Source organism: Nocardioides astragali, assembly GCF_024436375.1.
Classification (GTDB): Bacteria; Actinomycetota; Actinomycetes; order Propionibacteriales; family Nocardioidaceae; genus Nocardioides; species Nocardioides astragali.
Window position 1 is genome coordinate 501,284 of record NZ_JAFMZM010000004.1, and the last position, 15,173, is coordinate 516,456.

Genomic DNA, 15,173 nt, shown 5'->3' on the forward strand with positions numbered 1-15,173 from the left:
CGACGTCGACCGCCGGCATCGGAACGGCTATCGGATCAACGACAACGCGTACTGCGATGGCCATTGTCAGCGGGACAGGTCTGCGCTCACGATTCGTGGGGCGACGTTGCTGCGCGGGTCCGTGGGAACGGGACCGTATGGCCAGCCACCGGGCAGCTCTTGGACAACCGTGACGAACTCGCACGTCCCGAATGGATCGACGATGTCGAGAGGGTCGCGCCAGCCGACGAAGATCACCTGGTCGTTGGTGCCCTGCTCCTGGTCGCCGTCGTCGCAGCGGATCTTGTCGACCATGCCGTCGGGCAGGACGTAGATCGTGTCGTCGCCCTGCTCGGTGAAGACCTTGTCGGAGCCGGGGCCGAGGAACACGACGTCGTTGCCTTCGTCGCCCTTGATCAGCCAGTCGTTGCCGTCGCCGTCGATGAGCACGTCGTCGCCGGGACCGCCCTGGATGGCGCCGTCGTCGCCGGGGCCGCCGTCGATCCAGTCGTTGCCGGCGCCGCCTATGTGCTTGTCGGAGCCGTCGCCGCCGAAGAGCCGGTCGTCGCCGTCGTTGCCGCCGATGATGTCGTTGCCGGCCTCGCCGTAGACGGTGTCGTGGCCGACGTTGGCCGAAAGGATGTCGTCGCCCTCGCCGCCGTAGAGGACGTCGTCGCCGGAGCCGCCATCGATCTTGTCGTTGCCGAGCCCGCCGGCGACGAAGTCGTCGCCCGGCTGCGCGGTGATCCAGTCGTTGCCGGAGTCGCCGTACACGATGTCGTCATCGTTGCCCCCGTAGATGGTGTCGTCACCTCCGTAGCCACGCACGCGATCGTTGCCGCCGAGCGCCATGATGTAGTCGGCGCGAGCCTTGCCTGTGATGACGTCGTCAGTAGTGGTTCCGCGCATGGGCGCCGCGAAGGCAGGCGTGGCGGCCGCGCTGACGGCCAGCAGCGCCAAGGCACTCAGACGCAAAGCGGCTTTCACTTGAGTTCTCCTCCGAATCAGACCTCATTGTGGGAGAAACCTTGATGCTTTGTTGGGGTTTTGCACGAACTAGCGAAGGTGAGTGCTTCCCGGGGTGAAAGGAGTCGCGCTCCCGCTCCGGGGGCGGCCGCTGTTAGCGGGGGCGCGACAAGGACCGCGGACGCGAGCTGGGCCCAGGGGCGCGCCGTCGGGACTACGCGTCGCGGTGCAGCGTCAGCCGGGTGACCCTGCTGCCGATGATCTGGGCGACTTCGAGGATGCCGCCGTCGACAGCGACGCGCTCGCCGGGCACCGGGATGTGGCCGAGCGCCGCGATGACGTAGCCGGCCACGGTCTCGTAGGGGCCCTCGCGAAGGGTGATGCCAGTGGTCTTGGCGAAGTCCTCGAGGCTGACGCCGGCGTCGATGTCGGTGACGTCTGCCGAGGCGTCGGGTTCGGCCACGTCGTACTCGTCGCGGATCTCCCCGACGAGCTCCTCGACGAGGTCCTCGAGCGTGACGATGCCGTCGGTGCCTCCGTACTCGTCGACGACCACAGCCAGGTGCACACCCTCTTGGCGCATGGTGGCTACCGTGGGCAGGACGAGCTTGCTCGCCGGGAGGGTCAGGATGGGACGAGTCAGGTCGGAGACGTGGCGCGCGTCGTCGGCCTCGATGCCGAGCAGGTCGCGGACGTGGAGGAACCCGATGATGTCGTCGAAGTTTTCGCCGGTGACCGGGTAGCGCGAGTACGGCAGCGTCTGCACCTCGCGGGCGGCTTCCGCGACGGGCGTCGTGCCGTCGATGAAGGCCACGTCACCGCGGGGGCGCATGACCTCGACGATCTTCATCTCGGTGGCGGCGAAGACGTCGCTGAGGATCTGCCTCTCGTCCTCGGTGAGGTCCTGGTGGGTCGAGACCAGATCGCGCAGCTCCTCTTCCGACAGCTGCTCGTTCGTGGCGTGCGGGTCACCACCGAGCAGGCGCACCAGGGCATTCGTGGAGAGGGACAGGAGCCAGATGACCGGACGCATCAAGGTGGCGAACCGGTCGAGGACGGGTGCCACGGCCAGTGAGATTCCGGCGGACTTCTGCAGCGCCAAGCGCTTGGGGACCAGCTCCCCGAGGACCAGCGACAGGTAGGCGATGAGAAGGGTGAGGAGCACCAGCGCCGTGTTCTCGGCGGCGTCCTCACCCATGCCGGCCCTGACCAGGTAGGGGGCGAGGTCCGGTGCGAGTGTCGAGCCGCCGTACGCGGCGGAGAGGAACCCGGCCACGGTGACGCCGATCTGGACTGCCGCGAGGAAGCGGTTGGGGTTGCGCGCCACCGCCGCCACCCTGGCGCCACGGCCGCCGTCGCGCGCCATGGCGGTGATCTGGCTCTCGCGCAGCGACACCAGGGCCATCTCGGTGGCTGCGAAGACACCGCCAATCAGGACGAACAGGACAACCAGAGCGAGGTTGACGAAGGTCTGGCTGTCCATCAGGACCGTTCACCCCCGTTCGTCGGCGCGGGTGAACGGTCGCTACTTCGGGGGTCGTCCATGCGCGTCATCGTACGAGGGAGCCCGCATGACCCACGGGTCTAGGGCGAGACCTGTGTGGTCGACACAGCCAGTGGTCCAGCCTCGTTCAGGTGGCCGCGGCGCCACAGGCGGTGTACGACGAGGCCGGCGACGACGGCTCCAGTGGTGCCGAGCGCCAAGTCGCCGAGAGTGTCGGCGTAGGCGAAGGTGCGTTCGGTGGAGCGGCTGATGAAGGCGAAGTACTCGCCGATCTCCCACGCGATGGCTGCCGTGGCGCCGAAGGCGAGCGCGCGTTCCAGGGTCCGGCCCAGCGTGCTGCTTCCGGGAAGGGTGAGGAGGATGACGGCTGCGGCGAGGAGGCCGTTGTTCATGAAGTGCATCCAGTCGTCGAACCACACGACCGTGTCATAGAAATCGAGGCGGTTGCCGAGGATGTCGGTGAAGCAGGTGATGGTGATGAGCAGGTCCGGCAACCACGGGAACGAGATGCGGTCGCGCCACAACGTCCACCACAGCAGTGGCACGGTGAACGAGGCGAGCGGGTAGCCCACGGCGCGCAGGCCGGCGGCCTTGTCACGCAGGTGGCTCTGGTCGGGGTACGCCACGGCCAGGAAGAGCAGCAGCAGGAGAGCACCCTTCGCGAACACGTTGGCGGTCTTCGCGAGCGTCGGCGTGACGGTCGTCTCGATGGCTACTTCACTCACGTACACCCCGCTCACGGCCTCCACGCGGTGCGGAAGCATGGGCCGAAGTCTCCCATCCCGGCTCCCCCCGGGGGTCGCTGCGTCCGGCCCCGCGCTATAGGGAGTTGCTGCCGAGCGCTGCGGGATGGGGCCTGGCGAGTTACGGTCGGGGCATGCCGTGGGTCGTACGACAGGGGTTCGAGCTGTGGTGCTTAGGCGTGGTGTGCCTGCTTGTCTCGTCCGCGTCGTTACCAGGTGCGCTGATGGTGCGGGTGGCGGCTGACGTGTTCGGAGTGGGTGGTATTGCGCTGGTCGCGTTCGGCGTGCTTCGACTCGGCGACTGACGGACTGAGTCAGCAGGCTTGGCTCGCGCAGGCGTGTGGAGCAAAGGTGGCTGGGCGGCTTCGTGGAACCCCTGATAGACCGGCTACTACGTGCGTTTGAACCGCAACCATCCAGGCAGCCCGACGGTCGATCCTGGACGTCATCATCGAGTCCGTGCAGGAAGCGGTCGACCTGCTGCCCGAAGGCTCCGCCGGCCGAGAGCGGGTCGAGGAGACCCGCGCCTACTTCCGCTTCATCCAGGAAGACGCCATGGAGCTCGACCGCCGGTGGCGCGAGTGGCGCCAAGCGCACCGGTGACGACCGGTCGTCCGGGCACACGCGGGACGGGCCTTCGACCCCTACCGGTCGTCCGTGGCCCGGAGTTCGAGCTCTCGGTGCTCGGGTGTCTCGGGGCACAGGACACCCGGATACGACGCGTGCAGTCCGGAAGGGCACTCACATCTGGAATCGGTAGCCCAACCCCGGCTCGGTGACGAAGTGGCGCGGTCTCGACGGATCGACTTCCAGCTTGCGACGAAGTTGTGCCACGTAGAGCCGCAGGTTGCCGTGGGCGGTCTCATAGCCGGGACCCCAGACCGCGCTGAGGAGAGCTGCTTGGCTGAGGAGGCGCCCGGGGGATTCCAGGAAGGCCTCCAGGAGACGCCACTCGGTGGGCGTCAAAGTGCTCCTCGTGTTTCTTGCCTGCGCGGGTGAGGGTGATGCGTTTGGCAACGAGGTCGATTTCGGCGCCTCCGAAGCAGACGGGGTCGATCTCTTCGGGCGCGGTTCGGCGGGACATGGCGCGCAGCCGAGCCAGGAGCTCATCCATTCCGAAGGGCTTGGTGACGTAGTCGTCGGCGCCGGCGTCGAGGGCGTCGACCTTGTCGGTGCTGTCTGTGCGTCCGGAGAGGACGAGGATCGGCGCGTGGCTGGTGGCGCGTAGCTGAGCGATCACCTGGACACCGTCGAGGTCGGGCAGCCCGAGGTCGAGCACGACGATGTCTGGTTCCCTCGCGTCGGCCCGCAGGAGTGCTTCTTCGCCGTCTGACGCGGCGTCGATGTCGTAGCCGCTGGCGCTCAGGGTGATGGCCAGGGTCTCCCAGCCTGTAGTACCAGTCGTCGACGAGGTCGGCGGTGAATGTGCTTTGCGAAGACAGCAGGCAGGGCGGTTCTCGTTGACGTCGGTGCGGTGCCTGCCCCGCGCAAGGCGGCCGGTGCCGTCACCCCGTCTCGGCGCAGGTCTTTCGCCATTGACAGGAATGTTAGCGCTAACAGAGAGTGTGACCCCCCTCACTTCGCCTGGCTGGAGCCCTCATGACCCCGACCGTCCTCAGCCCGACCTCCCTCAGCCTCGGTCGCCGCGCGATGGGCGTCCTCGTGTCGCTGATCGTCCTGGTCGCCGTCTTCGCGCTCCCCTCGCTTCCGGCAACCGCGGCGACCGTCCTCGACGACCCGGCCCTGATCCTCGGGTTCGAGGACGACCTCGTCGACGCCGGCCCGGCGGCGCATTCGGTGCAGGCTCGCGCCGTGGGGGGAGCCCAGCCCTCGTACGCCTTCGTGCCAGGCGTCAAGGAGGGCACCCGGGCGCTCCAGCTGACGACCGGCACCTACCTCGACCTCGGCACCAGCGTCGACCTCCAGCCTTCCGCGCTGACCGTGTCCTTCTGGATCAAGCCGGCGACCCCGATGTCCGGGGAGCAGGTGATCACCTGGAGCAAGCAGGCCTACAACTCGGACGGGTGGTACCTCTCCTCGGAGGGCAACGCGTCCCCTCTGGCCATCTCCGTCGGACCGGGCGGAGCGCAGCCCTACAAGATCCGCGTGACGTCCGCCGACCGGGCGGCCTTCTTCCCGGCCGGTCAGTGGACCCACGTCGCTGTCTCCTACGACAGCACGACGAAGGTGGCGAGCTTCTACCGCAACGGTGTTCGCGTGCCGTCGTCGGTCGCGCAGCCCGTCGGCGGCGCATCCACCGGCGTGATCACGGGATCGCAGTCCCTGCCGAAGACGATCGGCTTCAACGGCCCCCAGTACAACGGCGCCTTCCTCACCAGCGCGCTCGACCAGTACGGGCTCTTCCAGGGCGTCGCGACGACCAGCGACGTCGTGTCGCTCTACGAGCAGGGTGGCGGCACCCTCGACAAGACTGCGCTGGCCGAGGCGGCGGCGAGCGACATCAACGTGCCCGACACCGCGATGGTCGGGCTGGCGCTGCCGACCGAAGCCGCCAACGGCGCGGAGATCAGCTGGGAGTCCAGCAATCCCGACGTGATCAGCGCCCAAGGCGCGGTGACGCCCCCCGCGAGCGGCGAGGACGACGCCACGGTCACCCTCACCGCGACGGTCCGCTTCGCCGACGGCGACCCGGTCACCCGCGAGTTCGTGGTCACCGTCCCGGCGCCGCGAGAGGTGCTGGACGACAGCGGCCTGGGCGTCCGCGTCGACGACGAGTACCTCGACAACGCCGCCGCCAAGGAGCAGGAGTACCTCACCAGCCTCGACTCCGCGAAGTTCCTCTTCTGGTTCTACAAGACCGCGGGCCTCACCCCGCCGACGGACTCGGGCTACGGCGGCTGGGAGGACGGCAGCAAGAGCGGCAACTTCCGCGGTCACGCCTTCGGTCACTACATGTCTGCACTCGCGATGTCCTACGTGAGCACCACCGACGACGCCGTCCGGGCCGACCTCCGAGCAGAGATCGAGGAGGCAGTCGCCGGCCTCGCCGAGGTGCAGGCGACGTACGACGGCACCAGCCGCGCGGGCTACGTCGGCCCGTTCCGCGACACGGCGCTCGACGCCGTCGAGGGCCGCGGCACGTCCGATGACGCGGTGATCGTGCCCTACTACAACCTCCACAAGGTCCTGGCCGGGCTGCTCGACATCGACAAGTACGTCGGTGGCGCCACCGGTGACCAGGCGCTGGAGATCGCCGAGGGCTTCGGGGAGTACCTCCACGGCAGGGTCTCGACCCTGAGCGACACCTCCGTCATGCTCCGCACCGAGTACGGCGGCATGAACGACGCGCTCTACGAGCTCTACGTCCGCAGCGGCGGCAACCCGCACTACAAGGTGGCTGCCGAGGCGTTCGACGAGGTCACGCTGTTCCGTCAGCTCGCCAACGGGCAGGACGTGCTGTCCGGCAAGCACGCCAACACCACGATCCCGAAGCTGATCGGAGCGCTCAAGCGCTACACGGTCTTCACCGAGAACCCGGACCTCTACGCGCAGCTGAGCGAGCAGGAGAAGGCAGACCTGCCGATGTACCTCCAGGCTGCGCAGAACTTCTGGCAGATCGTGGTCGACGACCACACCTACGCCACGGGCTCCAACAGCCAGGCCGAGCACTTCCACGACCCCGAGTCGCTCTACGAGTTCGCGACCCAGAAGGGCTCGACGGGGAACGCGGAGACCAGCGAGACCTGCAACGAGTACAACATGCTCAAGCTGTCGCGGGAGCTGTTCAAGCTCACCCAGGACGTGAAGTACGCGGACTACTACGAGAACACCTTCCTCAACCACGTCGTGTCCTCGCAGAACCCCGAGACCGGCATGACGACGTACTTCCAGGCGATGGCACCGGGCTACTACAAGCTCTACTCGCTGCCGTTCACCCTGTTCTGGTGCTGCACCGGCACCGGCATGGAGAACTTCTCCAAGCTCGGTGACTCGATCTACTTCACCGGCGCCGACAGCATCTGGGTCAACATGTTCTTCAGCTCGCGGTTCGAGGACGACGAGACGAACCTCGCCGTCACCCAGGTGGCCGACCTCCCCACCAGTGACACCGTGACCTTCCGGATCGACGCCGCCGACGGCGGCCAGGTCGCGGCGGACGCCGAGCTGCGGCTGCGGGTTCCGGACTGGGTCGACGGCGGTCCCGGACTCGCGGTGAACGGTGCCGACGTCGAGCCCGTGATCGACAACGGGTACGTCGTCCTGACCGGACTGAGCGCGGGGGACGAGGTCGCGTACCGGCTCCCCATGCAGGTCCAGGTGATCGCCACCCCCGACAATCCCGACTTCTTCGCCTTCAAGTACGGCCCGACCGTGCTCAGCGCCGGGCTGGGGACCAAGGACCTCGAGAAGTACAACCAGGTCGGGATCCTGGTCCGGGTGCCTGCGCTGGACCCGGATGCCCAGCAGACCATCGTGGTGAAGGCCGACTCGGTCGCGGAGTGGAAGGCCGCCATCGCCGAGAACCTGGTGCGGGTGGAGGACTCCGAGGACGGACAGGTGCGGTTCGAGCTGCGCAACACGGTGGACGGTGACGGGCTGGTGTTCTCCCCGCACTACCGGCGCCACGGCGAGCGCTACGGCCTCTACTTCCGCTACGAGACCGAGGACTCCGAGGCAGCCCAGCAGCGCATCCTCGACGCCAAGGAGCGGATGCGCGAGGACCGGATCGTCATCGACAGCCTCGACAGCTTCGACAACAACAACTTCGAGAACGCGAAGAACCTCGAGGCGTCCGCCTCGTCGTCGGTCGGAGCGTTCAACGGCCGACAGTTCCGGCACGCGCCGGGACCCGACGGCTGGTTCAGCTACGACCTCGAGATCGATCCAGCGCAGCCGACGAACTACCTGCGGACGCGCTACTACTCCGGCGACCAGGGGCGGACCTTCGACGTCTACCTGAACGACGTGAAGCTGAAGACACAGACGATCACCACCGCCGCCGGCACCAACGTCTTCTACTTCCAGCTCGACGAGATCCCGCGCACCCTCCTCGACGCCCCGCGCTGGAAGGTCGACAGTGTCGGTGACCCGGTCCTGGACGAGAAGGGCGACCCGATCCCGGTCGTGACGGTCCGTTTCCAGTCGACCGGCGGCTGGGCCGGAGGGGTCTTCGGCGTCGCGACGACCGGCCCGCCCGAGTACGACGACGACGCCCGGCTCTCGGGGCTCGGCTCCGAGGGCGGCGAGCTTGCTCCGGCATTCGATCCTGACGTGGCCGACTACACCCTGACCGTCCCTCGCGGGACCACCGAGGTCGACCTCGAGCTCGCCCCACACCTCCCCAGCGGTCTGGTGAAGGTCGACGGGATCCTGGTCGACGACACGCTGCCGCGGTCGGTGGACCTCGACGGCGACGGGTCCACCACGGTGGTGATCCAGTCGATCGCGGAGGACCACACCACGGCGAAGACCTACACGGTGGATGTCATCGAGGGCGACGACGCCACCCCGGTGACCCCCACGCCGACCCCGACGACCACGCCGACCCCGACGACCCCGACCCCCACCGCCGTCACGCCCACGCCGGCCAACGCGCCGGTCGCCACCACTGCCCCCGTCATCACGGGACAGGCCATGGCCGGGCGGCGTCTGCAGACCACGACCGGCACGTGGGACCTCGCGCACGCCGACCTACGCCTCCAGTGGCTCGCCGACGGTGTGCCGGTCGACGGCGCCACCGGAACGACGTACCAGGTGGGCAAGGCGGACGTGGGGAAGCGGCTCTCGGTCCGGGTGACGGCGACGGCCGCCGGCCGAGCGCCGGGAGTCGTCGACAGCGCGACCACCGAGCCGGTCCGACGCGGCGCGTCGCGGACGGTGGTCGACACTGGACGGCGCCTCGTCGAGGCGGGACGGGCGGTCCGCGTCGTCGTGCGGGTCGCCGCGGTCGGCCTGTCGCCCTCCGGACGGGTGAGCGTCTACGACGACGGCCGGCTCGTCGCCCGTCCCCGCCTCACGGACGGGGTGGCGAGATTCGCCCTCCGTCTCGAGGGCGCCGGGCGACACACGCTCGTCGTCCGCTACCGGGGGACGAGCTGGCTGGCGCCGAGTCGCGACAGAGCGACGGTTCGGGTCCGCTGACAGGACGCGTCTGAGCCGGCGCGGGCCGCGGAGGTGGTTACGCTTCGGCATGACGAGTCTCGGGGAGTCGGCTGCAGGTCGCGGGCCGTGGGCGGAGTTCTGGACGGCGCCGCCGGCGGTCCGGGTGTATCTGGCCGCCGTGGGTGTGGCGGCTGTGGTGCTTCCGTTCGGGCTGCGCGGCATCGGCCCGCACGACCCGTCCTGGGCGGATGTGGGGACCGCGACGATGCTGGTGCTCGTCTCGGTGCTCAACGTCGAGATCGGGCGTCGCCTGGCAGGCGGCCTGGCCCGGACGCACCAGCCCCACAAGGCACTCTCAGCCTGGGCGTTCGCCTCGGCGTTGCTGCTGCCAACGCCGTGGCTGCTCGTCGTGGTGCCGCTCACCTATGCCCATGCCCGATGGCGAGGGATCCGGGTGCCGCTGTGGAAGTGGTTCGGCTCGGGCGCCTACCTGGTGCTGGCCGCCCTGGCCGCCGCTGCCACACGGCACGCCACCCTGGGAGACACGACGAACTGGATGGCGGGGGACGGCCGGCAGGGCATCCTCGCGATGCTGGTCGCCGCGCTCGCGTTCCTTGCGGTGGAGAGCCTGCTCTTCGCCGGTAGTGCGGTACTCGGGTCGGCTGAGGACGAAGCGTGGCTGCGACAGACTCTCAGCGGCATGTCGTTCTACGCCACCGAGGTCGGGGTGCTGCTCATCGGCGGACTCCTGGCGGCCGTGTGGACGGGAGGGGCGTGGTTCGTCCTCCTCTTCGTCCCGATCTATGCGCTGGGCCAGCGCGCCGCGCTGCACGAGCCTCTCCGCGAGCGAGCAGAGACGGCCATGCAGCTGGCGGCCCGGAACCACGACCTCGAGCTCGCCAACCAGTTCAAGATCGACCTGATGGGCGTCCTGGGCCACGAGATCGGCAACCCGCTGACAGCCATCCTGGCCCACGCCGAGATGGGTCCGGACGCGGCGGACTCCGGCGACACCGCGTTCGTCAGCGAGTCGTTCGCCGTGATGGCGAGGAACGCCCACCAGATACGCCGCGTGCTCCACGACCTGTTGGGCCTGGTCAGCAGCGACCGCGGAGCCCTCACCGCGTACCCCGAGCCCACCCGGCTGCATCCACACCTCACGGCGGCGGCCACATCCCAGCGACCGGAGGCGAGACCGACCGTCGAATGCCCCGAGGACCTGAGCGTCCTGGTCCAGCCCGGCCATCTCGACCAGATGCTCGCGAACCTGTTGACGAACGCCGTCAAGTACGCCGGCGGCGCATCCAGGGTCACCGCGCGCACGGACGGCGCGGGAGTGGTCGAGATCTCGGTCGTCGACCACGGCCCGGGAGTGCCCGAAGCCTTCCGCGACCACCTCTTCGAGAGGTTCAGTCGTGAGGCGGACACGGCTGGCAAGGTGATGGGCGCGGGCCTCGGCCTCTTCATCACGCGCGAGCTCGCCCGGGCCAACGGCGGGGACGTCACCCACCGCCCAGCACACCCGCGCGGTGCACAGTTCTCCATCCTGCTCCCTCAGGGGTTCACACAACCATCCTCGCCGTGACTGTCGTTCTGGGGCGAGCGTTGCGCGCTCACGACTAGACTCTGTTCGTGAACACGGTTCCCGTCATCGCCTACTTCGCGGGTGATCCCAGCAGGACCTATCAGCTGGTCCAGTGGCTCGAGGTCCTCGAGCTGCTGAACGACGTCCACCCGGTCTGCGTCGTCCTGCGTGACCCCGCCTCGGCACCGGTGATCGAGTCGCGGACGCACCTGCTCGTGTTCACCGCCGCGACCCTCCCCGAGCTCACCGAGCTCTACGCCGCGCTGGACGCGCGGGTGGTGCTCTACTGCAACAACTCGGTGCAGAACTTCGAGTCCCTGCTCGACGGCCGCCGGCTGCACGTCCACGTCAACCACGGGGAGAGCGACAAGCAGTCGATGGCGAGCAACAACGCCAAGGCCTACGACCGGGTGTTCGTGGCGGGGGAGGCCGCCGTCCAGCGCTACGTGTCCGGCCTGCTGGAGTTCGATGCGAGCCGACTGGTGCGTGTCGGTCGGCCGCAGCTCGACCTGCGCCGGACTCCGTCGGTCGCACCCAGCGCACGACGGACGATCCTGTACGCCCCCACGTGGGAGGGCGACGCCGACTACAACGACTACACGTCGGTCGACATCATGGGCGAGTCCATCGTTCGCGCGATCCTGGCCGTGCCTGACGTCCGCCTGGTCTACAAGCCGCACCCCAAGATCACGACGAGCCGCACTCCTGCCGTGGCCCGAGCGCACCTGGACATCCTTCGGGTGATGGCAGAGTCCTCGCGGCGCGACCCCTCAGCCGGTCACGTCCCCGTGCTGGGCGGCGACATCCTCGCGGTCATGCTGGGGTGCGACGCGATGGTCACGGATGTCTCCTCGGTCGGGCTCGACTGGCTCTACCTGCACACGGACAAGCCGATCTTCCTCACCGATCGCCACGGCGACGTCGAGCAGCTGCGAGAGCAGATCCCCATCAGCCGGTGTGCCGACATCGTCCACGAGGACGACGTGGAGGACCTGACTCGACTCCTGAGCGACCGGCTCGAGCGCGACGAGCACCACCTTGCCCGGATGGCGATGCGCCACCACTACTTCGACGACCTCCACGTGGGTGACAGCACGGCCCGGTTCCTCGGCGCGGTGTCCGAGCTGGTCGCGCTGTGCGAGCAGCTGCTGCGAGGCGAGGGACGACCCGAGGGAGCGGCCACCGCCGGGTGACTCACCCCCGGTCCCGCGAGCCGGCATGTCCGCGGCGTGACGCCGCTGTCATCTCACGTCGCCCAACCGGTGCTGCAGGAAGCCGTTCCAGAACTTGCCACCCGGGTCCACTTCTCGCGCCAGGTCGACGAACGAGGTGAGCTTCGGGTGCACCCGCTCCAGGACGCAGGAGCCGAGTGAGAAGTACTTGCCCCAGTGGGGCCGGGCCTGCAGAGGCATCAATGCCTCCTCGACCAGCTCGACGGCGGCGTGCACAGCCTCGGGACGACGGGCCCACGTGAAGTGGAACGCGGCGACGTCCTGGTCGTAGGCCCCGCTCAGCCACAGGTCGTCGGCTGCCACCGTTCGCACCTCACTGGTGAGCAGGACACCACTCAGCTGGCGCCCGATGCGGCGGAGTGCGGCGACGGCCTGGGGCGCATGAGCCCTCGGCACGAAGTACTCGCTCTGGATCTCCGCGCCGTGACTGGGGGTCGCGTCCCACCGGAAGTGTGCGAGCCGCTCGTGCCACGGGCCGGGCTCGCGCTGCCCCGTGACCGCTCCCGCGTCACCATCGGGCAGCATGTGGAGCGTCGTCCCCGACTCGACGGCGTCGTAGAGACCTCCGACCGGTGGTCGTCCGTCGCGGGACTTCACCCACACCTGGTCCACCTGATCGGTCCAGCGGGTGAACATGCTGACGCTGTAGCCGGCCGACATGACCTCGTCGAAGTGCCCGTCGAGTGCGTCCCAGGAGAGACCGGTGAACTGGGTGCCCAGGACCTCGTACGCCGGCTCGACCCGGAGAGTCAGCCGATGGACGACACCCAGCGCACCGAGCGAGACCACGCTGCCGGCGAAGTCCGCGTCGCCGCGGGCAGTGCTCCACGTCTCGCCGTCCGGCCCCACCAGGTCCATCGCGGTGACCGATGCCGACAGGCACCGGTTGCCGTCGCCCGAGCCATGGGTCCCGGTGGCGACCGCTCCCGCGATCCCGAGGTGCGGCAGCGAGGCGAGGTTGGCGAGGGCCCACCCGCCGCGAGCCAGCTGGTCCGCCAGACGCGCGTAGGTCACACCGGCGCTCACCGACACGGTCAGACTTCCGGGGTCGACCTCGATCACCTCAGGGAGCCCCGCGAGCTCGACGAGCACCCCTGTGGTGTCGGGAAGGTCGCTGAAGGAGTGCCGGGTCCCCAGAGCGCGCACCTTCTCGTTGCTGGCGACCACCTCGCTGAGCTCGGCGACCGAGGCCGGTCGGACGACGGCCGTCGCCTCGTAGGTGTGATTCCCGGCCCAGTTGCTCGCCATGCTCCGACTCCCTCGCCCCGATCTCCGATCGGCCAACCTATCTTCGATCACCGCACTGGACGCGCTCGTCCACGTGCGGTGAGCGGCGGTCGGGTGGGCGGGCGCCTGACGACGACCCAGGTGTGAGCGCCGCCCGATGGGGCAGGGTGGGCACATGACGATCCGGGCCGTGGTGTTCGACATCGGCGGAGTCCTCGAGGTCATCGACGACGCCGTCTTCCCCGGCCCGGCCGAGCAACGACTCGGTCTCGCGGCGGGCGCCATCACCGGCGGGCTGGCCGGGCTGCCGGGTGACGCGGTGATCGGGCAGGTGACGGAGGCCGAGGTGCGCGCCGAGTGGACGCGCAGCCTGGGGCTCGACGAGGCGCAGGCCGACGAGCTGCTGGCCGACTTCTGGAGGTGGTACGTCGGCACCCTCGACCGGCGGCTGGCCGACTGGTTCGCCGCGCAACGTCCGGACCGGCTCACCGGCATCCTGTCCAACTCGGGCCCGGGCGCGCGTGAGGCCGAACGCGTGCACGGCTTCGAGGCGATCACCGACGACATCGTCTACAGCCACGAGGTCGGCCTCGCCAAGCCCGACCCGGCGGCGTACGAGCTCACCACCCGCCGACTGGGGGTCGAGCCAGCCGAGGTGCTGTTCCTCGACGACGTCGAGGCCAACGTCGACGCGGCGCGCGCCTTCGGCTGGCACGCCGTCCTCCACGTCGACACGTCCACCTCCATCCGCGAGATGGAGGAGATCATCGCCGCGCAGGCCGGCCTCCACACCTAGGGGTGGAGGGTGGCCGAGGACTACCCGTTTCGTCGTTGAATATGCCGCCCGCGTGGGTGTGTTCTGCGTCCCGAGCCGGACGCACAGTGGAAGGAACCCCCCGGCTGCTCCGGGGGCCTCCGCAAGAAAAGGACATCCCCCGTGGACATCGGTGACAGCTTCCAGAACACGACCGACGGCATCTTCGACTTCCTGCCCAACCTGCTGGGCTTCCTGCTCATCCTGCTCGTCGGTTTCATCATCGCCAAGGTCGTCTCGGGCCTCGTGCGCACGCTCCTCCAGAAGGCGAACATCGACAGGCAGCTCCACGAGAGCTCCGCGAGCCGGTACGTCGACGCAGTCCTGCCCGGCGCCTCACCGGCCAAGGGCATCGCCCGCATCGTCTTCTGGCTGATCTTCTTCTTCTTCATCACCGTCGCCATCGGTGCGCTCGGCATCCCGGCGGCGACCAGCTTCATGAACGACGTGCTGGCCTACCTGCCCAACGTCATCGTGGCGATCCTGATCTTCATCGTCGCCGCGCTCCTCTCCGGGGCCGTGGCCGGTGTCGTGATGAAGTTCATGGGTGACACCCCCACCGGCAAGGTGGTGGGCACCGTCGCCCCGGCGGTCATCATGACGATCGCCTTCTTCATGATCCTCGAGCAGCTCCAGATCGCTCCTGAGATCGTGCGCATCGCCTTCACCGCCATCATGTTCGCGCTGGCGCTCGGGCTGGCCCTCGCCTTCGGCCTCGGTGGGCGCGAGCTCGCCGCCGACATGCTGCGCCAGGCCCGCGACAAGGGCGCCCAGGCGGCCGACCAGGCGAAGCGCGACGCCCAGCTCGGCAAGGAGCGAGCCCAGAGCGAGTACGGCTCGACGACGTCGACCGGCACGGCGACCACGGGCGCGACGACGGCCACCGGGCAGTCGACCTGGGACTCCCAGGACACTGGGCAGCCGACGTGGGACCAGCAGTCCACCCAGCAGATGCCTCCTCCCGCCCGCTGAACCACCACGAGCCCGCCCGCGACAGCCGACAAGGTGTCGCGGGCGGTGCTGTGCGGTGGAGTCGCGGTGAACCCGGGATGTCTGGGTA

The 15,173-nt window shown here is 68.9% G+C and carries 11 protein-coding genes and 1 pseudogene; 7 read left to right on the forward strand and 5 right to left on the reverse strand.

Annotated elements, in window-relative coordinates:
* Positions 1-66 precede the first annotated feature (66 nt).
* The 3 genes from J3P44_RS15670 to J3P44_RS15680 form a co-directional block, all read right to left on the reverse strand.
* Complete coding sequence (locus J3P44_RS15670) at positions 67-966, reverse strand: calcium-binding protein (RefSeq protein ID WP_255891366.1); 900 nt, start codon at positions 964-966, stop codon at positions 67-69.
* Between the two features lie 193 nt (positions 967-1,159).
* The gene (locus tag J3P44_RS15675) at positions 1,160-2,428 is read right to left on the reverse strand and encodes a hemolysin family protein (protein ID WP_255891367.1); all 1,269 of its coding nucleotides are present in this window, start codon (positions 2,426-2,428) and stop codon (positions 1,160-1,162) included.
* A gap of 101 nt (positions 2,429-2,529) precedes the next feature.
* A complete protein-coding gene (locus tag J3P44_RS15680; RefSeq protein ID WP_255891368.1) occupies positions 2,530-3,213 on the reverse strand; it encodes a DUF2238 domain-containing protein in 684 nt (227 codons plus the stop codon).
* Positions 3,214-3,326: 113 nt separating this feature from the next.
* Here J3P44_RS15680 and J3P44_RS15685 point away from each other — a divergent pair, with 113 nt between their 5' ends.
* The gene (locus J3P44_RS15685; protein ID WP_255891369.1) at positions 3,327-3,497 is read left to right on the forward strand and encodes a hypothetical protein; all 171 of its coding nucleotides are present in this window, start codon (positions 3,327-3,329) and stop codon (positions 3,495-3,497) included.
* Between the two features lie 130 nt (positions 3,498-3,627).
* Positions 3,628-3,795 (forward strand): hypothetical protein, encoded by a 168-nt coding sequence (locus J3P44_RS15690; RefSeq protein ID WP_504928409.1) that lies wholly within the window; start codon positions 3,628-3,630, stop codon positions 3,793-3,795.
* A 138-nt stretch (positions 3,796-3,933) separates the two neighbouring features.
* On the opposite strand, the pseudogene J3P44_RS15695 reads toward J3P44_RS15690, so the two are convergent.
* Positions 3,934-4,570 (reverse strand): annotated as a pseudogene (locus J3P44_RS15695) (response regulator).
* Positions 4,571-4,791: 221 nt separating this feature from the next.
* Between J3P44_RS15695 and J3P44_RS15700 the strand changes: the two are divergent.
* The 3 genes from J3P44_RS15700 to J3P44_RS15710 are packed head-to-tail and all read left to right on the forward strand — an operon-like array spanning position 4,792 to position 12,033.
* Positions 4,792-9,294 carry a beta-L-arabinofuranosidase domain-containing protein gene (locus tag J3P44_RS15700; protein WP_255891371.1) on the forward strand — a complete coding sequence of 1,501 codons (4,503 nt, stop codon included), beginning with the start codon at positions 4,792-4,794 and terminating at the stop codon, positions 9,292-9,294.
* Between the two features lie 49 nt (positions 9,295-9,343).
* Positions 9,344-10,840 carry a sensor histidine kinase gene (locus tag J3P44_RS15705; RefSeq protein WP_255891372.1) on the forward strand — a complete coding sequence of 499 codons (1,497 nt, stop codon included), beginning with the start codon at positions 9,344-9,346 and terminating at the stop codon, positions 10,838-10,840.
* A 47-nt stretch (positions 10,841-10,887) separates the two neighbouring features.
* Positions 10,888-12,033 carry a CDP-glycerol glycerophosphotransferase family protein gene (locus tag J3P44_RS15710; RefSeq protein WP_255891373.1) on the forward strand — a complete coding sequence of 382 codons (1,146 nt, stop codon included), beginning with the start codon at positions 10,888-10,890 and terminating at the stop codon, positions 12,031-12,033.
* 48 nt (positions 12,034-12,081) lie between these two features.
* Here the strand turns inward: J3P44_RS15710 and J3P44_RS15715 are convergent, their stop codons facing one another.
* Positions 12,082-13,320 (reverse strand): FAD-binding protein, encoded by a 1,239-nt coding sequence (locus J3P44_RS15715; RefSeq protein ID WP_255891374.1) that lies wholly within the window; start codon positions 13,318-13,320, stop codon positions 12,082-12,084.
* A gap of 154 nt (positions 13,321-13,474) precedes the next feature.
* Between J3P44_RS15715 and J3P44_RS15720 the strand changes: the two genes are divergently transcribed.
* Both J3P44_RS15720 and J3P44_RS15725 read left to right on the forward strand, forming a co-directional pair.
* Positions 13,475-14,095 (forward strand): HAD-IA family hydrolase, encoded by a 621-nt coding sequence (locus J3P44_RS15720; protein WP_255891375.1) that lies wholly within the window; start codon positions 13,475-13,477, stop codon positions 14,093-14,095.
* Between the two features lie 141 nt (positions 14,096-14,236).
* The gene (locus tag J3P44_RS15725; protein WP_255891376.1) at positions 14,237-15,085 is read left to right on the forward strand and encodes a mechanosensitive ion channel family protein; all 849 of its coding nucleotides are present in this window, start codon (positions 14,237-14,239) and stop codon (positions 15,083-15,085) included.
* Positions 15,086-15,173: the final 88 nt, after the last annotated feature.

Excerpts from the sequence above, each read along its gene's own strand:
- J3P44_RS15675 (WP_255891367.1), bottom strand. The coding sequence starts at position 2,428 with ATGGACAGCCAGACCTTCGTCAACCTCGCTCTGGTTGTCCTGTTCGTC.
- J3P44_RS15680 (WP_255891368.1), bottom strand. The coding sequence starts at position 3,213 with ATGCTTCCGCACCGCGTGGAGGCCGTGAGCGGGGTGTACGTGAGTGAA.
- J3P44_RS15685 (WP_255891369.1), top strand. The coding sequence starts at position 3,327 with ATGCCGTGGGTCGTACGACAGGGGTTCGAGCTGTGGTGCTTAGGCGTG.
- J3P44_RS15700 (WP_255891371.1), top strand. The coding sequence starts at position 4,792 with ATGACCCCGACCGTCCTCAGCCCGACCTCCCTCAGCCTCGGTCGCCGC.
- J3P44_RS15705 (WP_255891372.1), top strand. The coding sequence starts at position 9,344 with ATGACGAGTCTCGGGGAGTCGGCTGCAGGTCGCGGGCCGTGGGCGGAG.
- J3P44_RS15715 (WP_255891374.1), bottom strand. The coding sequence starts at position 13,320 with ATGGCGAGCAACTGGGCCGGGAATCACACCTACGAGGCGACGGCCGTC.
- J3P44_RS15720 (WP_255891375.1), top strand. The coding sequence starts at position 13,475 with ATGACGATCCGGGCCGTGGTGTTCGACATCGGCGGAGTCCTCGAGGTC.